Here is a 22182-nt window from a genome sequence, read left to right as displayed (position 1 = left end):
TTTCGCCGCGGCGTGCGCTGCGGCACACTCCGGCGATGCCAAGAAAGGTCACCAAGCCTGAACCCAAGGTCCGCCTGTCAGCCGTCGACTGGGAGCTCGCCGCACTCGAGGCGCTGGCCGAGAGCGGCCTGGGCGCGGTTGCGATCGAGCCGTTGGCACGTCGACTCGGCGTCACCAAGGGCAGCTTCTACTGGCATTTCCCGACCCGCGAGGCCCTGATCCAGGCCGCCATCGAGCGCTGGGAGCACAACGACGAGGAGCAGGTCGTCGCACCGCTGGCCAAGGTCGCCGACCCGCGCGAGCGCGTGCGCGAACTCATCCGCCTGACCAGCCATCGCCGCCCGACCCACACGATCTTCGCGGCGCTGTTCCGCGCGATCGACCAGCCGCTGATCGGTCCGTTGCTCGAACGCGCCTCGCAGCGACGCATCGATTTCGTCACCCACGCGTTCCGTGAGGCCGGCTTCGACGCCAAGACCGCCGCCAACCGCGCACGCCTGGCCTATTCGGCCTATGTCGGTTTCGTCCAGCTCGCGCACATCGGCCAGCCGCGCATGACGCACGACGAGTTCGAGCGTTACATCGACGACTTCATCGATACGCTGATCCCGAGCCGCTGATCGGGTCCGCAAGCGGCGGCTGCGGCGCGCACAGCCGCTGAAGCCGGGCCTGGCGCCGCTGCCGCGGCAACCGTTGCAGACTTGACCACCTCACCCGCGCAGGCGATGGAACGGCCACCGGCTCAAGCGGTTGCGCGGCCTTCCGCCATGTCGGGCGCGACGCGACACCGGCACCGGATCGGCTGTCCAATGCGGCTTGCCGCAGTTCGCCTTGCAATGGCCGGAGGCGGTCGCTACCGTCACCTGTCCGTTCTTGTCCCGCCGCTGTCTGATGAGCCAACACACGTCAAGCATCACTTCGAGTCGACTCGAAGCGCTCAACCATTGGGTGGCGGCAGTTGCCCACCTGACCCGGCCCGATCACATCCATTGGTGCGACGGCTCGGAGGCCGAGGCCGCGGCTCTGCGCGCGCAGATGCTCGCCGACGGCACGCTGCTCGAGCTCAACCAGCAGACCCATCCGGGCTGCTACCTGCACCGCTCCAACCCGTCCGACGTGGCGCGCGTGGAACACCTGACGCTCGTGTGCACGCGCGAGCGTGACGATGCCGGTCCCAACAACCACTGGCTCGCTCCGGACGAGGCCCACGCCAAGATCGACGCGCTGTTCGATGGCTGCATGCGCGGCCGCACGCTGTACGTGATCCCGTATTGCATGGGCCCGATCGATTCGCCGCTTTCGCGCTGCGGCGTGGAAATCACCGACTCGCCCTACGTGGTCGCCAACATGCGCATCATGACGCGCATGGGCGCGCCGGCCCTGGCCCGCATCGAGCGCGAAGGCACCTTCGTCAAGGGTCTGCATTCGATCGGCGAACTCGATCCCGAACGCCGTTTCATCATGCACTTCCCCGAAGAACTGACGATCAAGTCCTACGGCTCCGGCTACGGCGGCAATGCGCTGCTCGGCAAGAAGTGCCATGCGCTGCGCATCGCCTCGTGGCAGGCGCGCCAGGAAGGCTGGCTGGCCGAGCACATGCTCATCGTCGGCGTCGAGGATCCGCGCGGCAATATCCACTACATCGCCGCCGCGTTCCCCTCGGCTTGCGGCAAGACCAACCTGTCGATGCTGATTCCACCCGAAGGCTATCGCCACGCGGGCTGGAAGGTGTGGACGATCGGCGACGACATCTGCTGGATGCATCCCGGTCCGGACGGGCGCCTCTACGCCATCAACCCCGAAGCGGGCTTCTTCGGCGTCGCTCCCGGTACCGATCACGGCACCAACCCCAATGCGCTGGCCTCGATCCAGCACGACACGATCTACACCAATGTCGCCGTCACCGCCGACAACCAGCCCTGGTGGGAAGGCCTGCATGAGGGGACCCCGGTCACCGACTGGCGCGGACGTCCCTACGACAGCGCGCATGGTCCGGCCGCGCACCCCAACTCGCGGTTCACGGTTGCGGCCCGTCAGGCACCGAGCTGGTCGCCAATGGCCGAACATCCGCAAGGCGTGCCGATCAGCGCGATCGTGTTCGGCGGACGCCGCCCCTCGCTGGTGCCGCTGGTATTCCAGGCCCGCGACTGGGCGCACGGCGTGCTGGTCGGCGCGGCGATGGGTTCGGAGACGACGGCCGCCGCCACCGGCGCCGTCGGTGTGCTGCGCCGCGATTCGATGGCGATGAAGCCGTTCTGCGGCTACAACTACGGTGACTACTTCGCGCACTGGCTGTCGTTCGACAGGCCCGGCATGAAGCTGCCACAGATGTTCCACGTCAACTGGTTCCGCAAGGGTGCCGACGGCAAGTTCCTGTGGCCCGGTTTTGGCGAGAACCTGCGCGTGCTCGAGTGGATCATCGGCCGCTGCACCGGCGCAGCCGGCGCGCAGGACACGCCGATCGGCCTGCTGCCGCGTGCGAGCGACCTGCACAGCGAAGGGCTGGCGCTGCGCGAGGGCGCGCTCGACGAGCTGCTCGCCGTCGATCTCGACGGCTGGGCCAGCGAGGTGAGCGACATCGGCCAGTATCTGGATTCGTTCGGCACCCACACGCCGGCGCGCCTGCATGCCGAACGCGAGCGCATCGCCGCGGCGATCGAGCGTGCGCGCGGCGCGCTGCCACACGCCAAAGTCGCCTCCTGACGCCGACAACGGAACAATCACCCCGCCGTGTGCAGCGCTTGCCGCACACGGACTGGTCCTGCCGAACGGATCCCCTGCAGTGAACACCCCCCCAACCGAACTCGACAACCTGTGGCGGCGCGCCGCCGATTGCGTGGCAGCCGGCGACTACACCCAGGCCGTCGTGACCTATCGCACGATCGCCGAACGCTACCCCGACGACCCGATGGGCTGGTTCGCACTGTCGTCCGCGGCCCGCGCTGGCGGCGATTTCCGACTGGCCGTCGAGCATGCACGCACGGCGGCGCTGGTCATGCGCGAACACCAGCGCTTCGGCGGCGTCGAAGCGCTCGCCCAGCACCTGCAGGGACTTGGCGAGACACGGTTTGCCACCCACATCATCGAACGCGCGGGATGGTCGGTGAGCTCGGCGCACCCGGATCTCGCCGCGCGTCTGGCACAGACGCTGGGCCAGGCCGACCGCCATGCCGACGCGCTGCAGATCCTCGACCTCGCGCTGACCCGGCATCGGCCAACGGCGCAGCTCCACTACATGCGTGCAGTCACGCTGCGCCACCTGGGTCGCGGCGCCGAGGCGACGGCGGAATTCGAGCGTTGTCTCGCGCTGGCGCCCGAGCACGCCGCCGCGATGCTGATGCTGGCCGGGCACGATGTGCACGCCGATGCAGCCGGGCAGCTCGCGCGCATCCGTGCGGCGCTGGCACGCAACGACCTCGAGCCACTGCAGCGGGCGATGGTCGATTACGCGTTGTTCATCCATCTCGACGCGGCCGGCGACCCTACCGCCGCATGGGCCGCACTCGCCGAAGGCATGCAGCTCAAGCGCGCCACCCTGCACTGGAACCCAGCCGACGAGCAGGCGATGTTCGCGGCCGTGACCGAACTGTGCGATGCCGACTTCGTTGGTCATGCTGCGGGCAACGGTACCGGCAGCCATACACCGGTGTTCGTGCTCGGGCTGCCACGCAGCGGCACCACCGTGCTTGAGCGCCTGCTCGCCAACCACAGCCGCGTGGCCTCGGCCGGCGAGCTCAACGACTTCCAGCACCAACTGTGCTGGGAGGCCAACATCGCCACCAGCGAACCCGCCGACCCGCGCCTGCTCGCGGCAGCGCCGGCGATGGACTTTGCCGCCCTCGGCCATGGCTACCTGCAGCGCACCGAATGGCGCAGGGGCGGCGCCAGCCACCTCATCGACAAGTTCCCGCGCAACTTCCTCCATGCCGGACTCATCCACCGCGCACTACCGCAGGCCAAGCTGATCTGTCTCGTGCGCGACCCGCTCGACAGTTGCCTATCCAACCTCAAGGAGCTGTTCGCCGGCGAGTTCTACCCTTACAGCTACGACCCACTCGAAGCGGCCGCGCACATCGTGCGCTTCCACCGCCTGCTCGCGCACTGGCACAGCGTCATGCCCGGCGCGGTGCTGACCGTGCGCTACGAGGACCTCGTGCGCGATCCGAGCGGCGTCATGCGCGGCGTGCTGGCCCATTGCGACCTGCCGTTCGAGGCGGCCTGCGCCGACCTCGGTCACAATACGGCGCCATCGGCCACCGCCAGCAGCTCGCAGGTACGCCAGACCCTGCACACGCGCTCGATCGGCGCCTGGCGCCGCCATGCACAGCCGCTGGCCGCCGCCGAGCGCGTCCTGCGCGAACAGTTGCCGGCGACGGCGTTCACGGCCGACTGATCCGGCCGCCGCCGGCAGCTAAACCCTGCCTGACGGCCGCGCATCCAAGCTGGCAAGATGGATGCCTGCCTGTCCCTGCCGATGCCGATGAGCGAGTCCGCGCCGCCGCGCGCGGCCACCGCCGCCGATGATGCCGCGCTGGTACGCCGCGCCGCAGCCGGTGAGGTGGCCGCGTTCGAGATGCTGTACCAGCGCCACGCCGGCCGCGTGCATGGCGTGCTGTGGCGTCTGAGTGGCATGAACGCGGCCGTAGCCGAGGAACTCACCCAGGACACCTTCGTGCGTGCCTGGCAGGGGCTGCCGGACTTTCGCGGCGACAGCGCCTTCTCGACCTGGCTGCATCGGCTCGCAGTCAACCGCGCGCTGATGCACCTGCGTGGCCAGACACCCGAGCAGGCCTGCGATCCGACCACGCTCGAGTCGCTGGCCGGTGCCGCCAATGCGTTCTGCCCCGGCGAGCGCGCAGAACTGCAACGCGCGGTGGCGAGCCTGCCACCGCGCGCCCGCGCAGTGCTCGTGCTGCACGACATCGAAGGCTGGCAGCATGCACAGATCGGCGCTGCGCTCGGCATCGCAGTCGGCTCGTGCAAGGCGCACCTGCATCGTGCCCGCGGCCTGCTGCGCGAGCTGCTTGGCGAACACGCGCCACCGCCATCCGGGAGCCCACACCCATGACCGACTTCGAGTTGCAGCGCGGGCTGCGCGCACTGCGCACCGACCATCCGCCCGCGCGCGACCTGTGGCCAGCGATCGCGGCCGCGGTCGCTGCCGGACGCGCCGCGCCCATGCGCCGGCACCGGCGCTTGCTGCCGTGGCTCGCGGCGGCATGTCTGGTGATGCTGGCCATCGGCGCCGGCACGTTGCTGCGGCCATGGCAGGCTGCCACGCCGCAACCGCTGGCCAGCACCTCGATCGCACCGCTGCGCGCAGCGAGAACCCGGCCTCCCAATGACGACCCACGCCTGCTGGCCGGCGCCATCGTGCTCGACGCCGCCCATGCCCAGATCGAACAGGCGCTGGCCAGCCAGCCCGACAACGCGCTGCTGGGCGACCTGCTCAAGCGCACCCAGGCGCGCCGCGCGCGCCTGCTGCACGACGCCGGCCGAACCGGCTGACCGACGATGGAGACTGCCCCGATGAACGCAACGATGCTGCCGCTGCTGCTCACTCTGGTCGCTGCGACGGTCAGTGCCCAGACCCCGATCAACCAGACGCGCGCGGTGAATGCCGACGCCCGCATCGAGGTCGCCAACATCAAGGGCTCGGTCACCGTCACTGGCTGGGACCGTGCCGAGGTCGCGATCGGCGGCACGCTCGGCAGCGGCAGCAAGGCGCTGTCGATCGAGGGCGACGCCAGTCACCTGCAGATCAAGGTCGAGGCTCCCGAGCGCGGCTGGCTCGACTGGGGCGCCGATACGCGCATGGGCGATACCGTGCTCGAGCTCAAGGTTCCGCGCGGCGCCGCGCTGGCCATCGATACGGTCAGTGCCGACGTGGAGCTGGATGGTGTCGCCGGCAACGCGCTCAAGGTCCACACCGTCAGCGGCAAATCGCGGCTCGACAGCGGGGCTGCCCGCGTCGACATCGACAGCGTGAGCGGCGACGTCGACCTGACCGCGAAGGCCGCGCGGGCCGACCTCGAAACCGTGTCGGGCAACATCCGTGCACGCGGCCTGGGCGGTGAGATCGAACTGCAAACCGTGTCGGGCAACATCGACGCCGACACTGCCGCTTACCGCAAGCTCGATGCGCAGACCGTGTCGGGCGACATCCGTCTGCGCGGCACGCCCGCTGACGACGCAGTCGTCGCCGTGGAATCGATGAGCGGCGACGTGCACCTGGGCCTGCCGGCGATCGTCTCCGCGCGTCTGCGCGCATCGACGTTCAGCGGCCGCATCCGCAGCGACTTCGGCGATGGCGCCGCATCGCGCGACAAGCGCCTCGAGGTCACGCTCGGCAGCGGCAGCGGGCAGATCCGGCTCGAAACCTTCAGCGGCGACATCGAAATCCGCAAACCGTGAACGGTCGGCCGATCACCGATCGGCGGTCAACGCGAGCACATCCCCGAGCAGCGCTTGTGCGGTGACCTCCGCACCGGCGCCGGGACCCTGGATCACGAGCGGCTGGTCGTGATAGCGCACCGTCGTCAGCGCGAACAGGTTGTCGTTGCCGGCCAGTCGCGCCGCGGGATGCGTCGGCTCGACGGCCACCAGCCCGACACTCGCGCGCCCCTGACTGTCGAGCCGTGCCAGCAAGCGCAGCAGCCTGCCTTCGCGCGCGGCCTGGGCGCGGCGCTGTTCCAGCGGCGCGTCGAGCTCGCTGGCGCGCGCGAGAAACGCCTCGACAGTGACCTCGCGTAGTCCGCCCGGCACGAGGCTCTCGACGTGCACCTCGTGCGCGTCGATCGCATGCCCGGCCGCGCGCGCCAGGATCAGCAGCTTGCGCGCGACATCGGCACCACCGAGATCGAGCCGCGGGTCGGGCTCGGTGTAGCCGCGCTGGCGCGCCTCGTGCAGCAGCGCCGAGAATGGCCGGCTGCCGTCGAAATTGTTGAACAGCCACGACAGCGAGCCCGAGAACACGCCATCGAGCGCGCGCAGTCGATCGCCGCACTGGCACAGCCGCAGCAGGGTCGACAGCACCGGCAGGCCCGCTCCCACCGTGGCCGCATCGCCATAGCGGCGGCGCCCCAGGCGGCTGGCATGGCGCAGCCGCTGCCAGCCTTCGAGTCGCTCGCCGAGCGCCGCCTTGTTGGCGCTGACCACGTGACAACCACGTGCGAGCCAATCGGCATGGTGAGCGGCAACGGCGCTCGATGCGGTGGCGTCGACGATGACCTGTTCGACCAGGCCGCTGTCGCGCAGCGCGCCGAGCAAGGCCTCGTCGTCGCGCGGCTGCACCGACGCCGCCAGCAGGCGCCGCGCGCGTGCCGGCACGATGCCGCGCGGATTGACCCACTGCCGCGTGGAGTCGGCGATCGCCACCAACTGCAGCGCGCCGGCCGCCGGCGTGGCAAGCAGTTCGAGCAGCGCGCGGCCGACGCCACCGACCCCAAGCACTACCAGCGCGACGCCAGCGCGCGCCGGATTGACGGCCGGCAGCGCGTTCATGCACACACCGGTTTGCGTTTGCCGGCAGCCGCGGCGCGCTGCAGCGCCGCCGCGAGATCACGGCACAGATCATCGCCGTCCTCGATACCGACCGACAGGCGCAGCAGGTCATCGCTGATGCCGGCGTTGCGCCGCGCATCGGCCGCCATCGAGGCATGCGTCATCGTGGCCGGATGCGCGATCAGGCTCTCGACGCCACCGAGCGATTCGGCCAGCGAAAAGAACTCCAACCCGTCGAGGCAGGCGGCGATCGCGTCGATGCCACCGGCGAGCTCGAAGCTCAGCATCGCACCGAAGCCGCGTTGCTGGCGCGCGGCCAGGGCGTGGCCGGGGTGGCTGTCCAGTCCCGGCCAGTACACGCGCGATACCGCCGGATGGGCGGCGAGCAGGTGGGCGACGCGCGCGGCATTGTCGCAGTGCGCGCGCAGGCGCGGCCCCAGCGTGCGCAGTCCGCGTAGCGTGAGGTAGCTGTCGAAGGGCGCGCCGGTGAGGCCAAGGCAATTGGCCCAGGCCTTGAGCTGCGCCGCCACCTCCGCGTCGCGCGCGACCACCGCGCCGCCGACCACATCGCTGTGGCCATTGATGTACTTGGTGGTCGAATGCACGACGACGTCGGCACCGAGCGCCAGCGGCTGCTGCAACGCCGGCGACAGGAACGTGTTGTCGACCACGCACAGCGCGCCGGCCGCGTGCGCAGCTTGCGCCACATGCCGGATGTCGGTGATGCGCAGCAGCGGATTGGACGGGGTTTCGACCCACACCAGCGCCGGCGCATCGGCCAACGCGAGCGCGAGCCGCACCGGGTCGGTCAGGTCGACGAATTCGACGCTGAACCGGCCCTTCCTGGCCCACGCATCGAGCAGACGCCAGGTGCCGCCATAGCAATCGTGCGCGGCGACGATGCGTCCACCGGGCGGCACCAGTTCGAGCGTCAGTGCCACTGCGGCCATGCCGCTGGCGGTCACCACACCACCGGCGCCGCCCTCCAGATCGGTGAGGGCGTGGGCGAGCTGGTCGCGGGTGGGATTGCCGCTGCGCGAATAGTCGTATTCGCGCTTGCGGCCGAAGCCAGCGAAGGTGTAATTGGTGCTCAGGTGCAGCGGTGGCACCACCGCGCCGTGCTGGGTATCACTCTCGATGCCCGCGCGTACGGCCCGGGTGGCAGGGGTCAAGCTCATGACAGGCTCCGCAAGGTGAGACAGGGGTCCAGGAGAGGCTTCCATGCCTCGCCGGGACGGCGGGTTGCAGGACGGGTTGAGCGCCACGACGCTGGGGGGAGACATCGCCACTCGCCGACCAGACCCGTTTCGAGCAGGACGCGGTCGGATGACCCCGCCCTTGTTCCACGATCGCTCCGTCGATCGCGGCAACCACGCAAACTTCAGTGTTCGAGCAGAGCCTCACGCAGCAAGGCGCCGACCTGGGCCGGCTCCTTGAGGAATCCGTCGTGGCCGTAGCGCGTGTCGATCACGTGCAGGGCCGCCGCGGCGCCGAGGCCGAGCTGCAGCTCGCAAAGGTCGGCCAGCGGCACCACGCGATCGGATGAAAAGCCGATCAGCGTGGTCGGCACGCGCACATCCCGCGGCGCCACCGCATGCAGGTCGATCGACTCCGACAGCGCCAGGAAGCGTTCGGCCGAGAAGCGCTGCGCAAAACGCGCGCCCGCCGCACGCAGCCAGCCTTCCTCGGCGAAGCGGTAGCGGCCGTCGACGAAGGCAGGCGCCGCGTCACAGCGCTCGGCGAACTCACGCTCGCCACGGTAGGTCGTCATCGCCAGCCGCCGGGCGAGGTCGAGCCCACGCGCGGTGTCGCCGTGGGCGCGGGCGAAGCGCACCACTTCGCGCTGGATGTTGCGGATCGCCACGCTGAGCGGATGCGCGCGATGCGCCCCCGCGATCGCGACCAGCCGGCCGAGCCGCTGCGGATGCCGCGCCGCAAACGCCAGCCCGACCATCGCGCCGTAGGACGCGCCCACGTAGGCACTGGCACGCCGCTCGCCGAGCGCATCGAGCAAACCGGCAATGGCGTCGGCCTGGTCCTCGCTGCCGACCGCCAGCGCGTCGGGGCCGAGATCGGCGGCGACGAGCCAGTCGATCGACAGCACGCGCTGGCGGCGCGTGTCGATGGCGCCGCCATCGCCTGCCACCGCGCTCCACCAGCCACCCACCGCGTCACCGTCGGTCACATGGCGATCGGCCGAAATGCCGCCCTGCACGATGACCAGGGCACCGCCGGCCGGCCCATGCAGCGACCAGCGCACGCGTACCGCGCGTGCGCCGCGTGCATGGCGTGGTTCGAACGTGACGAGTGTCTCGCCGCAACGCGGGCCGGGCTCGCTGCATGCCGGCATGAACGCCGCGCAAGCCGGCAGATCGGACGCGGCGGGGCGGGATTCGGCGTGGAAGGTCATGACAGCGCTCCTGTGGCGCCCATCGTGGCCGCGGTTCCGGAGCGAATGCGACGCCCGCACCGACCCTCATCGGTACCGTCGTCGCTCATCTCTCGGTGGCTGCGCCTGCGCGCAGCCGCCGCGGGAGTTGGCACCGTGGCGGGCGGCAACGGCCGTTGCGACCATTGCTGCCCCGCTGGTTGCCCCGGCTTCGCTGGGCCTGTCCCTCAGCCGGTCTCGATGAGCAGTGGCCGCCACTGTAGGGATCGTCATTTGTCATGTCAATAGGCGTTTAGACGTCTATCCATCCACATGACAAAAGATCATTTGGCGGCTGCGCCACGGCGACCGAGGCGCAACCGCGCTGCGGCGCCCGCGCGGGGACGCCGCGGCGCCATGCTGCGGCCGGCGCAAGCGGCTGGCGCCGGGCCGGCGCCGATCGCTGCTATCCTAGGCGGCTTTCCCCGCGTCCGTCGTGGCGACCATGTCCGAGCACTCCGAGCAAATGCGCCGTCGGCGCACCTTCGCCATCATCTCCCACCCCGATGCGGGCAAGACCACGCTCACCGAAAAGCTGCTGCTGTTCGGCGGCGCGATCCAGCTCGCCGGCAGCGTCAAGGGCCGCAAGGCCGCGCGCCACGCGACCTCCGACTGGATGGCGCTGGAAAAGGAGCGCGGCATCTCGGTGACCAGTTCGGTGATGCAGTTCCCCTACGAGGGCAAGATCGTCAACCTGCTCGACACGCCGGGCCACGCCGACTTCGGCGAGGACACCTACCGCGTGCTCACCGCGGTCGACTCGGCACTGATGGTGATCGACTGCGCCAAGGGCGTGGAGGAGCGCACGATCAAGCTGATGGACGTGTGCCGCCTGCGCGACACGCCGATCATGACCTTCATCAACAAGCTCGACCGCGAAGGCCGCGCGCCGATCGAACTGCTCGACGAGGTGGAATCGGTACTCAAGATCCCGTGCACGCCGGTGACCTGGCCGATCGGCATGGGGGCGCGCCTCAAGGGCGTCTACCACCTGCTGCTCGACGAGGTGCACCTGTTCGAACCCGGACGCAATTTCACGCGCCAGGATTCGACGATCTTCCAGGGGCTCGATGACCCTCAGCTCGCTGCCCGCATCGGCGGCGCTGCACTGACCGAGCTGCGTGAGGAACTCGAGCTCGTGCGCGGCGCCTCGCACGCGTTCGACGTCGACGCCTATCGCGCCGGCCGCCTCACCCCGGTGTTCTTCGGCTCGGCGGTCAACAATTTCGGCGTGCAGCTCCTGCTCGACTTCTTCGTCGAGCATGCGCCGGCGCCGCGCGCACGCGCCACCACCACGCGGTTGGTCGAGCCGACCGAAGAGGGCTTCAGCGGCTTCGTGTTCAAGATCCAGGCCAACATGGACCCGGCCCACCGCGACCGCGTCGCGTTCCTGCGCGTGTGCAGCGGCCGCTACGATGCCGGCATGAAGATGCTGCACGTGCGCACCGGCAAGGAACTGCGCGTGGCCAATGCGCTGACCTTCATGGCCTCGGACCGCGAGATCGTGGCGACGGCCTGGCCGGGCGACGTGATCGGCCTGCACAACCACGGCACGATCTCGATCGGTGACACGTTCACCGCCGGCGAAGCGCTGTCGTTCACCGGCATCCCCAACTTCGCGCCCGAACTGTTCCGCCGCGCGCGACTCAGGGATCCGCTCAAGATGAAGGCCTTGGTCAAGGGCCTGGCGCAGCTGTCCGAGGAAGGCGCCACGCAGTTCTTCCGCCCGCTGATGTCCAATGACCTCGTGCTCGGTGCGGTCGGCACGCTGCAGTTCGACGTGGTCGCCTACCGCCTCAAGGACGAATACGGCGTCGATGCGGCATTCGAGACCGTCGGCGTGGTGACTGCGCGCTGGGTGTACTGCGACGACGAGCGCAAGCTGGCCGAGTTCCGCGAGAAGAACGCCAGTCACCTCGCGGTCGACGCCGCGGGCCAGCTCGTGTATCTGGCGCCGTCGCGCGTCAACCTGCAGTTGGCGCAGGAACGCGCGCCAGGCATCGAGTTCGCGGCCACGCGCGAGCACGCCCACGCCGTCGCCGCCGACTGAACCCGCCGATGCGGGCCGACGTCCGGCGTGGCCGGGCGCCGCGCGCGAGCGGTGGCCGAATACTCAGCTGCCTTCGGAAAAGTCGCTGCGGAACAAGCGATCGGCAGCGGCCGGAGCGGCCGGTTGGCGCAATTCCTCGCCCGAGGCGAAGATGCGGTCGCTCGTGGCGGCGACATGCGCAGCACCGGCCGCACCGGTCACGCTTGCCATCTGCTGGCGTTCGCTGCGCTCGTGCAGCATGAAGGCCCCCACGGCCAGCACGAGGCTGGCCGCCATCGCGCCGAACCAGCGCAGGTGCACGACGTGCGCGTGACGGCGCGCCACATCGCCCTGCCGGCGCGCCGGTGCGCGCAGGCGCTGCACCTGCGTCGCCAGTTGCTCCGACTCGATCTGCAGCTCGCCGAGCATGCGCGCCAGATCGGCGTGGGCAGCCGACTCGGCCAGCGCGCGCGTCGCCTCGGCACGCCGCAGCGCGTCGGCCGGCTTGCCGGCCAGCACGGCGAGCAGGGCGTCGGCATCCACAGCCGGCGCGGCGCCACCAGCGGTGGCGCGGCGATACAGGTTCGAAAGCGACATCGTGTTCATGGCATCAGTCTTCAAAATCGCCCAATCCGAGTTCGCGCAGTCGTTGCTTGAGGCCCTCCAGCCCGCGCGAAACCAGTTTCCGTGCCGCCTCGGCCGAGGGAATCCCGGCGATGTCGGCGATCTCCTGCAGCGAAAAGCCCTGCAGGTGCAATGCAATCGGCAGGCGACGGCGCTCCGGAATCTCGGCCAGACAGCGCTGCAGCCCTTGCATGTGCTGCAGGTCGCCTGCCCGCCGTTCCGGCGCCACCGGCGCCAGCTCGACGTCGAACGTTCCATCGTCCTCCTCCGGCAACGGCTCCGCCGCCCGGACCTGGGCCCGTCGCAAGGCATCGATGACCGTGCTCGCAACGACCCGCTGCACATAAGACGCATGGAAGGCCCCGGACCGGTCACGCTCGAGCGCATGCCACAGCCGGATGCGCACTTCCTGCTCGACGTCGGCCGGGTCGATGCCGTGCTTGTCCAGGCCATAGCCGACCAGCAGCGCACGGACGCGGCTGCCGTAGGCGGCCAGCAGCTCTTCCAGACGGGTGTGGACGGGATCGTTGGGGGCGCTCATGCGGGAAGGCGCGGCCTATGCTGCGCGGGCTCTGCGGGAAAGGGATGCGGCGGCGCCGCACGCCAAGTGTAACGGGCCACCCGGCCCGCCGTGGTCGTTCAGGCCGGTTGCTGCAGCAGCGGCGGCAGCGGGCAATGCAGCGCAGCGCAGACCGTACGCAGCAGTTCGGCCTCGGCCAGCGTCACCAGGCCGTCGGCGCTGATCACGCGCACGAGCGCCTGCACCAGGCATTCCTTGCCTACCGGCAGCAGCAGGTCGAGCTGCGGCAAGGCGCGATCGAGCGCGGCCTTCCAGTCGTCCGGCGGCCGGTAGTCGATGCGCGCGTCGGGCAATACCTCGTGCAGGCCCAGGCCAAAGGCCTGCCGCGCCCGGGCCTCGTCGGCATGACCATGCCGGGCGAGGATCGCGAGCAGGTCATGCAGGGCACCGGCAAGCTGCGGCAGGCGGCGGCGCCCAATGACGAAGGCAGCCGTCGGGTCGAGTGCATCGATGACCTGCACGCGCACCAGTGTCGCCAGGCAATACTCGCCCAGCGTCACCCGACCGTCGGCATCGATGAGCGCACGCAGCGTCGCCATGAAGCGGTCCAGTTGCGGCCGAGGGCGACGCCGCAGCGCCGGGAATGCCAGCGCCGCCAGCGGCAGGCGCTGCATCGGATGGAGCGTCGCCACCGCGCTGGCCAGTTCCGCCGTCAGGTCGGCAATGACCGGTCCCCATGCGTCGGCCACGAGCTGCAGCTGCCGCGCGCGAACCGCCGCGCCCTCGCCTGCCGACAGCGCGAACAGCAGCGGCACTGCGCGCTCGCCGTCGCGGGCCGCGAGGCGCAAACGCGGCGGCAACGCGGCGCGCAGGCGACGCGCCGCAACGCTGTCGTCGTTGCCGGGATTGCCGACCTGGGCCGCCACGCCGCGCGGCGTCACGCGCACGCGCACGGCGTGGTCAGGCAGAGCATCGACCGGTCCGCGTGCGGGCCTGGCCACGCTCGCGCGCGGCGCCAGACCGGCGATCGATACGTCATCACGCGCCGCGGCGTCGGCCGCAGCCACCGGCTGCGACCAGGCCTCAGCGATTACCTGCCATTCGCCGACGGCGAAGGCGGGATCGAGACGCCGGATACGATCCACCAGCGGCGGATGCGTGGCCAACCAGGGGCGACGGCCCACGCCATCGCTAAACAACATGTGCGCCACTTCATCGCTGTTGCTGCTGGCCAGCTTGGAGCCTTCGGCGAGCGCACCGATCTTCTTGAGCGCACCGGCAATGCCCTCGGTCTGGCGCGTGAACTGCACGGCCGAGGCGTCGGCCAGGTACTCGCGCTGACGCGAGATCGAGGCCTGGATCACGCGCGCCAGCACCACGCCGATGTAGCCGACCGCAAACAGAGCCAGCCCGACGACAGCGGCCATGCCGGCTCTGCGCCCGCGGCCCGAATCCTGGGCGATCCTGCGCCCGATCGTGGCCAGCGCGAGGATGCCGAACACCATGCCGACAAGGCGGATGTTCAGGCGCATGTCGCCATTGAGAATGTGGCTGAATTCGTGACCGATCACACCCTGCAATTCGGCGCGCGTGAGCTTGTCGAGCGCGCCGCGCGTGACCGTGATCGCCGCATCGGCCGGCGTGAAGCCGGCAGCAAACGCATTGATGCCGGTCTCTTCCTCGAGCACGAACACCTGCGGCACGGGCACCCCCGAGGCGATTGCGATTTCCTCGACGACATTGCGCAGGCGCCGCCAGGCGAAGTGGCTGGTGTCGGTCGGCACCATGACCCCGCCCAGCCCCGCCGCCACCGCCGCCCCACCGGCGCGCAGCGTGGCGGTGCGGTACAGGGAGCCCACTGCGATGAGCGCGGCAACGAGCGCACTGAGCATCAGCACACCCTGCGGTCGCACCCCGCCCGCATGCCCGAGCGTAAGGAGCAGCACCACGTCGGTCGCGGCGACCACTCCGAGCACGACCAGCGCGAACAGCACGAGCATGCGCCGCGTGTCGCGGCGGGCACGTTGCTGGTGGGCAAAGAAGTTCATCGGCGCAAGCCCTCACTCACGCGGCGTGCATCGCGCGCGCCGGGGCGCGGCGCGTGCGGCTCGTCAACTGAACGACACTTTGGGCACTTCGCGCTTGGTCTCCGACTCGATCGCCAGTTGCTGCGCCGGCTGGAACGCGAACATGTTGGCGACGATCGATCCCGGAAACTGTTCGCGGCTGATGTTGTAGTTCATCACCGCGTCATTGAAGGCCTGGCGCGCGAAGGCAACCTTGTTCTCGGTCGTCGACAGCTCTTCGCTGAGCTGCATCATGTTCTGGTTGGCCTTGAGATCGGGATAGGATTCCGACAGCGCGAACAGCCTGCCCAGCGTCTGCGTGAGCGCATTGTCGGCGCCGGCAAGCTGCTGCATCGCCGCCGCATCCCCCGGACTGGCCTTGGCGGCCGATAGTCCCGCCATTGCCGAGCTGCGCGCCTGCACCACTGCCTCGAGCGTGTCGCGCTCGTGCTTCATGTAGGCCTTGACGGTCTCGACGAGATTCGGAATCAGGTCGTAGCGGCGCGTGAGCTGCACGTCGATCTGGGCGAACGCGTTCTTGTAGCCGTTGCGTCCTGCGACGAGGCCGTTGTAAAGCGCCACGCCATACAGCAGCACGCCGACGACAACGGCCAGGAATACCAACATTCCCATGTTCATTTCCTCAGCTGGATGTAGCTAGAATCCGCTCCGATTGGAGCATATAGCAGGCGCTGCCCACGCGCACGAAGCCACGGGCAACGCTGCCGGAGACTGAATTGAGCCGTCGTTCATGCGTGGCGGGCATCGCACTGGCCGCCGTCGTCGCCAGCTTTGCCGGCGTGTCAGCCCCTGCCGTGGCCGCAGCGGCGGCGCGACCGTCATCCTCGAGCGTCAGGCAGAAGTTGCCGCCGGCAGCTGCCCGCGGCAAGCGCGCCAACCACCGCGCGCCGGTGACCGTGCCGGTGCCGGTGAGCGTGCCGCTGGCCGATGCGCGCGCAATGGCGAGCGTGGACGTGGGCGCGGTGGCGCGCGAGTTCGACACCTGGCTGGACGGAGTGGCCGCGGCGAACGCGGTAGCGGGACTGGCCGTCGCCGTGGTCAACGACGATCAGGTCGTGCTCGAACGCGCCATCGGCTTTGCCGACGTGGCCACTGCCGAGCGGGTCACGCCACAGACGGTATTTCGACTGGCCTCGCTGTCGAAGGCCTTCGCCACCGCACTGACCGGACTGCTGGTCGATGACGGGCGCATGCAGTGGGATACGCGCGTGGCCGACCTGCTGCCCACCTTCGCCTTGAGTGATGCCGCCGCCGGGGCGCAACTGACGGTGCGCGACATCCTCAGCCATCGCGTCGGGCTACCCCACAATACCTATGACCGCCTGCTGGAGCAGGACGAACCGTATGAACTGCTGGTGGATCGGCTCAAGGACGTGCCGATGACGTGCCCGGTCGGCGAGTGCTATGGCTACCAGAACATCGCCTTCAGCCTCATCGGTGACGTGGTCTTCGCCACCACCGGCGACTTCTACTACCACCAGGTCGAAAAGCGCATCTTCCATCCGCTTGGCATGCGTAGCGCGACCTATGGCCGCGATGCGCTGGAAGCCTCACCCGGCTGGGCGCGACCGCATCGGCGCAGCGCGGCCGGCTGGGTGGCGTTCGCGCCGACCGAGGCCTACTACCGCGTGGCGCCGGCTGCCGGCGTCAATGCCAGCCTGCGCGACATGGAGCAATGGCTCATGGCCCAGATGGGCGCGCGTCCCGACGTGCTGTCGCCCGCGCTGCTCGATACGCTGCACACGCCACTGGTGGAGACTCGGCGCGACCTGCACGTCTCGCCATGGCGTCGTGGCCGCCTGCGTGACGCCCAGTACGCGCTGGGCTGGCGCGTCTACGACTACGCCGGCCAGACGCTGATCTTCCATGCCGGCGCGGTGCAAGGTTACCGCGCCATGATCGCATTCCTGCCGCACCAGCGCTTCGGCGTCGTCATGCTGTGGAATTGCGAGAGTGCCACCCCGGGCGGCCTCGTGCCGATGCTGCTCGATCGTTATCTGGGCCTGCCCGAAGTGAACTGGGCCGGCATCGAGCGTGGCACCGAGCCGAGCGACGACGGCAGCAGCCTCGGCGGCCACGACTGAGACCGGCCACTCCACGCCAGCGGGCCGCCGCGATGGGTCACGGCAACCACGGCGCGCCGTGATCGGCGCCTCGTGGCCCGCATGCGCAGCATGGTCGGGCCGCGTCGCGCGCGGAACTTCGGCTGGGCGCGTCGATGTCGATGCGCGGCGCGGCGCCACCTGCGGCAACCGCACCACATTCCGCCGGGCAAGTCGTGCCCAGCGGAATGCATCCTGCGCGCGCTAGCGATCGAGCGAGAACTCGATGCGGCGGCGCAAGGTCGAAGCGACGGGTTGGCCGTTGTCCAACTTGGGCTCGAACTTGGCGCGTTCGATCGCGCGCACCGCTTCGCGGTCGAACACGCGCGCCGGCTGCGAGGACACCACGTGCACGTTCTGCACCTCGCCGTTGGCGGCCACCGTGAACTCCACCTCGACCCAGCCGCTTTGCCCATTGCGGGCGGCGGCCGGCGGGTAGACCGGGCGCGGCGCAGTGACCACGCGCACGTCACGCGTTTCGCCCTGCGGCGTCACCGCCGGTGCTGGCGTCGGCGCCGGTGTGGCGGTTGCAACCTCGGCCGGGCGCGGCGTGGCCGCAGCGGTACTGGTCGCCGGTGCCGCAGCGGCCGCTCCGGTGGCGGGCGTCTCGGGGGTGGTGGCAGCCGTTTGCGGCCGCGCGGCGGCGGCCGCGGCGGCAGCCTCCTGCTGCGCCTTCACCGCGAGATCACGCTCGGCCTGCTTCTTCTTGGCGTCCATCTTGCTGCGCAGGATGGTCAACGTGTAGTTGCTTGAATCGGCCTTGGTGAGCAGATCCATGATGCGCGTGGCTTCGTCCGTGTTGCCCTGGTTGATCTGGTCCTCGACGCCGGCAGTGGCGAACGGGAACAGCTCGCGCAGCGCGTCCTTGGCATTGGTGTTGTCGGGCTGCTTGTCGAGAATGCGCAAGTAGTATTCCAACGCGTTGTTGCCCGGCGGCGCCACCATGCGGTTGTCGGCCATCGCCTTGCGCGCTTCACCATAGAGCTGATCGACGGTGAGATCGGCCTGGGCAGCACCTTCGGTGGCAGTGGCTGCGGCGCCAACCGCTGGCGCAGCGGCATTGCGCTGCGGTGCCGTCGCCTCCGGCCCGCCGCCGGAGCGCCCGAGCAGGAACCACGCGACCACCGCCGCGATCACGACTACGGCAATGGCAATCGCGAGCTTTGGCGACACCGCGCCGCGCATGGCGTGAAATCGCAACGGGACCGTCCCGGCTGCGCTGCCCGCACCGCGGGCCTGGACAACTGTTGCTGCGCCGTTGACGTTCGGCATGGTCAAACCCCCTGGTCGAGCGTGGCCGTCACCACGCGGATGCATAAAGTATCGCCATCAGGGGTTGAATTGCATCCCTTTTCGCGGCAGCCGCGCGGATGATCGATGCCAGGGCGTGGATCGGCGCTCGACGGACAGGCGCTTCGAGCGCTCGCGCGGCAGATGCGCGCGGGACCGGGGGGAGGCGAAACGGGGAGGACGCGCGGCGGGAGAATGCCTCTCCCCGCGCTGGGCTGATCCACGGGGAGAGGCGAACGCAGAACCGATTGCAACTTCTACGACGCTTGCATCGGCGGGTTTGGAACCGGCGAACCCTGCTGCCTGATCCAGGCTGCAGGGCCGCCGCGACACACATTGAAACACCAACAGGGCATGTTGCCATGCCCGCTTCGGACTCTCTTACTTCTTGGCAGCCTTCTTGACGGCCTTCTTGACGGCCTTCTTGGCAACCTTCTTCACGGCCTTCTTGGCAGCGCCGGTCTTGCGTGCGGTGGCGGTCTTCGCCTTCGCCGTGGTCTTCTTGACAGCCTTCTTCACGGCTTTCTTGGCGGCCTTCTTTGCGGGTTTCTTTGCAGCTGCTTTCTTCGTAGCCATATCGCGTCTTAGCTCCTCGTCAGTTGGCAGTGGTTGCCCAGTAAAAGCATGAAGGAACGCTTCGCAGAGCAGGTCGCTGTTGGTGGCGTGACGAAGGTTCGCGACCTGGCGGCGAGTACGTTCGTCGGATAACAGCCTCAAGACATGAAAGGGAATCGACACCGTGATCTTTTTCACCGAACCAGCCTTGGTGCCATGGTCGACATAAGGGGGGATGAAACGAGTCGCAGTCATGATTCCTTTTTCAGTCCGTCACGCCGCGGCAGAAATTATTACTGTCAAGTGCGCGTGTCAACAAATATCTGAGCCGAAACAACAGCTTTCTGAAGCGACCAAAATCACCTCCGGAGCCCCCTGGAATCACCGCATGATGGCTGGGCGAAAATGCCGCGTAGCCATCCAGCCATCTATACCGCCATACGTGCAAAAGTCACGGCGTCACAAATAGTGCATGATTCAGGCACTTTTGCCGCATGCCTGCGCGTGACGCAGCCGCCGACATCACGATCAACCGCGTATTCCGCCTGCGCGCCCATGGCACTCGCCGGGCGCCCTGACGGGGGCGGCGGAGGCGGCGTGCAAGTAAACGCCGCCTGTCTCGCGAGCCGTCGCGAGTGCCGTCGCCGCCGCCATCGGCGGCACTCGTGCGCCCACCGCAACACCTCATCGGGTGCCGCACACTCATCGCGATCACGCCTCGCACACGCGCACGCCGTGCGTGTCGAACAGCACGCAAGGCAGGGTGCGTCATGTCCACGCGCGGGCTCGCATCGATCACACGTCCAATGAAAAAGGGCGCCGCAGCGCCCTTGTTTCGCTTCTGTCGCAGGCGCGGCTCAGCCGTCGTCGCCTTCGATCAGTTCGGCATAGGCATCGGGATCGAGCAGCTCGTCGAGTTCATCGGCGAGGTTGTCGGGCTTGACCACGAACAGCCAGCCGTCGCCGTAGGCGTCCTCGTTGATCGTCTCGGGCTTGTCGGCGAGCGCGGCGTTGACCGCGACAATCTCGCCCGACACCGGCGAATAAATGTCGGATGCCGCCTTGACCGATTCGACCACGGCGCAGGCATTGCCAGCCTTGACCGTGTCGCCAACGCTCGGCAGCTCAACGTAGACGAGGTCACCGAGCGCACCCTGCGCGTGGTCGGAGATCCCGACGGTCACCGTACCGGCATCTTCGACGCGCGCCCACTCGTGGGACGTGTTGAACTTCAGATCGCCCGGGATTTCTTGCATGGCACACGTCCTGATCGGATGAGGTGGAAAGATGATGCGACGGACCGCGCGAGGATTCTACATCGCCGCCGGCCAACGCAAAGCGGACGCCGCGCTCAGGCCTCGAGCTGGCTGCGGCCGTCGCGCACGAACGGATACTTGACCACCCGCACCGGCACCAGCCGGCCGCGGATGTCGACCTGCAGGCCAGCATGCGCGCCGACCGGCACCCGCGCGAACGCGATCGACTTGCCGAGCGTCGGCGCGAAGCTGCCCGAGAGGATTTCGCCGTCGCCGAGCGGCGTCGCGACTCGCTGACCGTGGCGCAGGACACCCTTGTCGTCCATGACCAGGCCAATCATGACGCGCCCGACGCCGGCGGCCTGCTGCTGTTCGAGCGCGTTGCGGCCAATGAAGTCCCGCCCCGCGTCGAGCGCAATCGTCCAGCCCAGGTTGGCCTCCCATGGCGAGACCTCCTCGTCCATGTCCTGCCCGTACAGGTTCATGCCGGCCTCCAGGCGCAGCGTATCGCGCGCGCCCAGTCCACACGGCACCACGCCGGCATCCTTGAGGCGATCCCACAGCGCGACCGCGTCGCGCGCCGCGACGATGATCTCGAAGCCATCCTCACCCGTGTAGCCGGTGCGCGCGATGAACAGCCTGATCGCGTCCGGACCTTCGGCTTCGGCGGCGACGAACTTGCCGATGGCGGCCACGCCCTCGCGCGTGGCCGGCGACAGCAGGCCGAGCATCTTGTCACGCGCCTGCGGCCCCTGCACCGCGATCATCGCCAGGTCACTGCGCTCGGTGACCGCGACCCCGAACGGCGCTGCGTGGGTGTTGATCCAGGCCAGGTCCTTGTCGCGCGTGGCGGCATTGACGATGACACGGAAGAAATCGTCGGCAAGGAAATAGACGATCAGATCGTCGATCACCCCGCCACGCTCGTTGAGCATGCACGAGTACAGCGCCTTGCCCGCCTTCTTGAGCTTGTCGACGTTGTTGGCCAGCAGGCGGCGCAGGAACTCGCGCGTGCGCGGCCCGTGCAGATCGACCACGGTCATATGCGAAACGTCGAACATGCCGGCGTCGCGGCGCACGGCGTGGTGCTCCTCGATCTGCGAACCATAGTTGAGTGGCATGTCCCAGCCGCCGAAATCGACCATGCGGGCGCCGAGGGCGCGATGGGTGTCGTTGAGTACGGTCTTGCGTGTCATGGGCCTGCCGCCTGCCTAGGATCCAGCCGCGCATTATCGCGACATCCGGGCCGCGTTGTCTGCGCCGACGGTGCACCGCGCGCCGCTGCCGCCGCGGCGCGCGGCGGCAGCGCCTGCAGCTCAGTGCGGAGCGTCCACCGCGCGCACCACGAGCGTGGTGCCGCGCAGGGCTACCACCTCGACCTTGGTACCGGCCGCGACATCCTCGCTGCCTTCACCAAGCCATTCGCCATCGCCGACCTTGACCTTGCCGCGACCGTTGATGAAGGCCTCGCTCACGATCACATGCCGGCCGATCATGCGCTCGCCACGGCGATTGAGCAGCGGCTGGTCGTCACGCTGCTCGGCGAGTGGGCGGATGAACCACCAGTACACCAGGCACGAAGCGACACCGAACAGCGCGAACAGCACGGCCTGTGCGAGCGCCGGCAGCGCCGGCGCCAGCCAGGTCACGACACCCATCGCCGCTGCGGCGATGCCGATCCACAGCATGAAGTAGCCCGGCGCGATCATCTCGACGCCGACCAACGCCAAGGCCAGCAGCCACCAACCGTAATGTCCAAGGAACTCGTTCATGTCATGCCTCGACGCG

The 22182-nt window shown here is 69.0% G+C and carries 19 protein-coding genes, 2 pseudogenes and 1 riboswitch; of the genes and pseudogenes, 9 read left to right on the top strand and 12 right to left on the bottom strand.

The window, feature by feature from the left end:
- Positions 1 to 35 precede the first annotated feature (35 nt).
- The 6 genes from KF903_RS08350 to KF903_RS08325 all read left to right on the top strand — a co-directional run bounded on the left by KF903_RS08350 (position 36) and on the right by KF903_RS08325 (position 6414).
- Positions 36 to 620 carry a TetR/AcrR family transcriptional regulator gene (locus tag KF903_RS08350; protein WP_291213563.1) on the top strand — a complete coding sequence of 195 codons (585 nt, stop codon included), beginning with the start codon at positions 36 to 38 and terminating at the stop codon, positions 618 to 620.
- A gap of 271 nt (positions 621 to 891) precedes the next feature.
- Positions 892 to 2703, top strand: a complete 1812-nt coding sequence (locus KF903_RS08345; RefSeq protein WP_291213561.1) for a phosphoenolpyruvate carboxykinase (GTP) — start codon at positions 892 to 894, stop codon at positions 2701 to 2703.
- A gap of 79 nt (positions 2704 to 2782) precedes the next feature.
- Positions 2783 to 4393 carry a sulfotransferase gene (locus tag KF903_RS08340; RefSeq protein WP_291213559.1) on the top strand — a complete coding sequence of 537 codons (1611 nt, stop codon included), beginning with the start codon at positions 2783 to 2785 and terminating at the stop codon, positions 4391 to 4393.
- Positions 4394 to 4480: 87 nt separating this feature from the next.
- Positions 4481 to 5068, top strand: a complete 588-nt coding sequence (locus KF903_RS08335) for a sigma-70 family RNA polymerase sigma factor (RefSeq protein ID WP_291213557.1) — start codon at positions 4481 to 4483, stop codon at positions 5066 to 5068.
- Entirely contained in the window at positions 5065 to 5508 is a 444-nt protein-coding gene (locus KF903_RS08330) for a hypothetical protein (protein ID WP_291213555.1), read from the top strand. The genes KF903_RS08335 and KF903_RS08330 overlap by 4 nt, the downstream gene beginning before the upstream one ends.
- 21 nt (positions 5509 to 5529) lie before the next feature.
- Positions 5530 to 6414, top strand: a complete 885-nt coding sequence (locus tag KF903_RS08325) for a DUF4097 family beta strand repeat-containing protein (protein WP_291213553.1) — start codon at positions 5530 to 5532, stop codon at positions 6412 to 6414.
- Between the two features lie 12 nt (positions 6415 to 6426).
- On the opposite strand, the gene KF903_RS08320 is transcribed toward KF903_RS08325, so the two are convergent.
- The 3 genes from KF903_RS08320 to KF903_RS08310 all read right to left on the bottom strand — a co-directional run bounded on the left by KF903_RS08320 (position 6427) and on the right by KF903_RS08310 (position 9913).
- Positions 6427 to 7503 (bottom strand): homoserine dehydrogenase, encoded by a 1077-nt coding sequence (locus KF903_RS08320; RefSeq protein WP_291213551.1) that lies wholly within the window; start codon positions 7501 to 7503, stop codon positions 6427 to 6429.
- Entirely contained in the window at positions 7500 to 8681 is a 1182-nt protein-coding gene (metB, locus tag KF903_RS08315; protein WP_291213549.1) for a cystathionine gamma-synthase, read from the bottom strand. The genes KF903_RS08320 and metB overlap by 4 nt, the downstream gene beginning before the upstream one ends.
- Before the next feature lie 203 nt (positions 8682 to 8884).
- Positions 8885 to 9913 carry a homoserine O-succinyltransferase gene (locus KF903_RS08310; protein WP_291213547.1) on the bottom strand — a complete coding sequence of 343 codons (1029 nt, stop codon included), beginning with the start codon at positions 9911 to 9913 and terminating at the stop codon, positions 8885 to 8887.
- Between the two features lie 82 nt (positions 9914 to 9995).
- A riboswitch (SAM riboswitch) is annotated at positions 9996 to 10139 on the bottom strand.
- A 237-nt stretch (positions 10140 to 10376) separates the two neighbouring features.
- Here KF903_RS08310 and KF903_RS08305 point away from each other — a divergent pair.
- On the top strand, positions 10377 to 11981 hold the full coding sequence (locus KF903_RS08305) for a peptide chain release factor 3 (protein WP_291213545.1): 1605 nt from the start codon (positions 10377 to 10379) through the stop codon (positions 11979 to 11981).
- A 63-nt stretch (positions 11982 to 12044) separates the two neighbouring features.
- On the opposite strand, the gene KF903_RS08300 is transcribed toward KF903_RS08305, so the two are convergent.
- The 4 genes from KF903_RS08300 to KF903_RS08285 form a co-directional block, all read right to left on the bottom strand.
- Entirely contained in the window at positions 12045 to 12566 is a 522-nt protein-coding gene (locus tag KF903_RS08300) for a hypothetical protein (RefSeq protein ID WP_291213543.1), read from the bottom strand.
- 4 nt (positions 12567 to 12570) lie between these two features.
- A complete protein-coding gene (locus KF903_RS08295) occupies positions 12571 to 13125 on the bottom strand; it encodes an RNA polymerase sigma factor (RefSeq protein WP_291213541.1) in 555 nt (184 codons plus the stop codon).
- 98 nt (positions 13126 to 13223) lie between these two features.
- Positions 13224 to 15152, bottom strand: a complete 1929-nt coding sequence (locus KF903_RS08290; protein ID WP_291213539.1) for a M48 family metallopeptidase — start codon at positions 15150 to 15152, stop codon at positions 13224 to 13226.
- Between the two features lie 63 nt (positions 15153 to 15215).
- Complete coding sequence (locus KF903_RS08285; protein ID WP_291213537.1) at positions 15216 to 15803, bottom strand: LemA family protein; 588 nt, start codon at positions 15801 to 15803, stop codon at positions 15216 to 15218.
- A 104-nt stretch (positions 15804 to 15907) separates the two neighbouring features.
- On the opposite strand from KF903_RS08285, the gene KF903_RS08280 reads away from it, so the two are divergent.
- Positions 15908 to 17275: a serine hydrolase domain-containing protein gene (locus tag KF903_RS08280; RefSeq protein WP_291213535.1), complete on the top strand. Its 1368-nt coding sequence runs from the start codon at positions 15908 to 15910 to the stop codon at positions 17273 to 17275.
- A 222-nt stretch (positions 17276 to 17497) separates the two neighbouring features.
- On the opposite strand, the gene KF903_RS08275 is transcribed toward KF903_RS08280, so the two are convergent.
- On the bottom strand, positions 17498 to 18478 hold the full coding sequence (locus tag KF903_RS08275; protein WP_291213533.1) for an energy transducer TonB: 981 nt from the start codon (positions 18476 to 18478) through the stop codon (positions 17498 to 17500).
- Between the two features lie 469 nt (positions 18479 to 18947).
- Between KF903_RS08275 and KF903_RS08270 the strand changes: the two are divergent.
- A pseudogene (locus KF903_RS08270) lies at positions 18948 to 19211 on the top strand (hypothetical protein); the annotation flags it as partial.
- Here KF903_RS08270 and metJ read toward each other — a convergent pair.
- The 4 genes and pseudogenes from metJ to KF903_RS08250 all read right to left on the bottom strand — a co-directional run.
- Positions 19190 to 19393: pseudogene (gene metJ, locus KF903_RS08265) on the bottom strand (met regulon transcriptional regulator MetJ); the annotation flags it as partial. The pseudogenes KF903_RS08270 and metJ sit on opposite strands and share 22 nt — an antisense overlap.
- Before the next feature lie 602 nt (positions 19394 to 19995).
- Positions 19996 to 20394 carry a glycine cleavage system protein GcvH gene (gene gcvH / locus KF903_RS08260; RefSeq protein WP_291213531.1) on the bottom strand — a complete coding sequence of 133 codons (399 nt, stop codon included), beginning with the start codon at positions 20392 to 20394 and terminating at the stop codon, positions 19996 to 19998.
- 95 nt (positions 20395 to 20489) lie between these two features.
- On the bottom strand, positions 20490 to 21590 hold the full coding sequence (gcvT, locus tag KF903_RS08255) for a glycine cleavage system aminomethyltransferase GcvT (protein ID WP_291213529.1): 1101 nt from the start codon (positions 21588 to 21590) through the stop codon (positions 20490 to 20492).
- A gap of 120 nt (positions 21591 to 21710) precedes the next feature.
- The gene (locus tag KF903_RS08250) at positions 21711 to 22166 is read right to left on the bottom strand and encodes an NfeD family protein (RefSeq protein WP_291213527.1); all 456 of its coding nucleotides are present in this window, start codon (positions 22164 to 22166) and stop codon (positions 21711 to 21713) included.
- Positions 22167 to 22182 lie beyond the last annotated feature (16 nt).

The organism is Dokdonella sp., assembly GCF_019634845.1.
Classification (GTDB): domain Bacteria; phylum Pseudomonadota; class Gammaproteobacteria; order Xanthomonadales; family Rhodanobacteraceae; genus Dokdonella_A.
This window is presented reverse-complemented; position numbering and strand designations above follow the sequence as displayed.

Excerpts from the sequence above, each read along its gene's own strand:
- KF903_RS08350 (WP_291213563.1), top strand. The coding sequence starts at position 36 with ATGCCAAGAAAGGTCACCAAGCCTGAACCCAAGGTCCGCCTGTCAGCC.
- KF903_RS08345 (WP_291213561.1), top strand. The coding sequence starts at position 892 with ATGAGCCAACACACGTCAAGCATCACTTCGAGTCGACTCGAAGCGCTC.
- KF903_RS08335 (WP_291213557.1), top strand. The coding sequence starts at position 4,481 with ATGAGCGAGTCCGCGCCGCCGCGCGCGGCCACCGCCGCCGATGATGCC.
- KF903_RS08330 (WP_291213555.1), top strand. The coding sequence starts at position 5,065 with ATGACCGACTTCGAGTTGCAGCGCGGGCTGCGCGCACTGCGCACCGAC.
- KF903_RS08325 (WP_291213553.1), top strand. The coding sequence starts at position 5,530 with ATGAACGCAACGATGCTGCCGCTGCTGCTCACTCTGGTCGCTGCGACG.
- KF903_RS08320 (WP_291213551.1), bottom strand. The coding sequence starts at position 7,503 with ATGAACGCGCTGCCGGCCGTCAATCCGGCGCGCGCTGGCGTCGCGCTG.
- metB (WP_291213549.1), bottom strand. The coding sequence starts at position 8,681 with ATGAGCTTGACCCCTGCCACCCGGGCCGTACGCGCGGGCATCGAGAGT.
- KF903_RS08310 (WP_291213547.1), bottom strand. The coding sequence starts at position 9,913 with ATGACCTTCCACGCCGAATCCCGCCCCGCCGCGTCCGATCTGCCGGCT.
- KF903_RS08305 (WP_291213545.1), top strand. The coding sequence starts at position 10,377 with ATGTCCGAGCACTCCGAGCAAATGCGCCGTCGGCGCACCTTCGCCATC.
- KF903_RS08300 (WP_291213543.1), bottom strand. The coding sequence starts at position 12,566 with ATGAACACGATGTCGCTTTCGAACCTGTATCGCCGCGCCACCGCTGGT.
- KF903_RS08295 (WP_291213541.1), bottom strand. The coding sequence starts at position 13,125 with ATGAGCGCCCCCAACGATCCCGTCCACACCCGTCTGGAAGAGCTGCTG.
- KF903_RS08290 (WP_291213539.1), bottom strand. The coding sequence starts at position 15,152 with ATGAACTTCTTTGCCCACCAGCAACGTGCCCGCCGCGACACGCGGCGC.
- KF903_RS08285 (WP_291213537.1), bottom strand. The coding sequence starts at position 15,803 with ATGGGAATGTTGGTATTCCTGGCCGTTGTCGTCGGCGTGCTGCTGTAT.
- KF903_RS08275 (WP_291213533.1), bottom strand. The coding sequence starts at position 18,478 with ATGCGCGGCGCGGTGTCGCCAAAGCTCGCGATTGCCATTGCCGTAGTC.
- gcvH (WP_291213531.1), bottom strand. The coding sequence starts at position 20,394 with ATGCAAGAAATCCCGGGCGATCTGAAGTTCAACACGTCCCACGAGTGG.
- gcvT (WP_291213529.1), bottom strand. The coding sequence starts at position 21,590 with ATGACACGCAAGACCGTACTCAACGACACCCATCGCGCCCTCGGCGCC.
- KF903_RS08250 (WP_291213527.1), bottom strand. The coding sequence starts at position 22,166 with ATGAACGAGTTCCTTGGACATTACGGTTGGTGGCTGCTGGCCTTGGCG.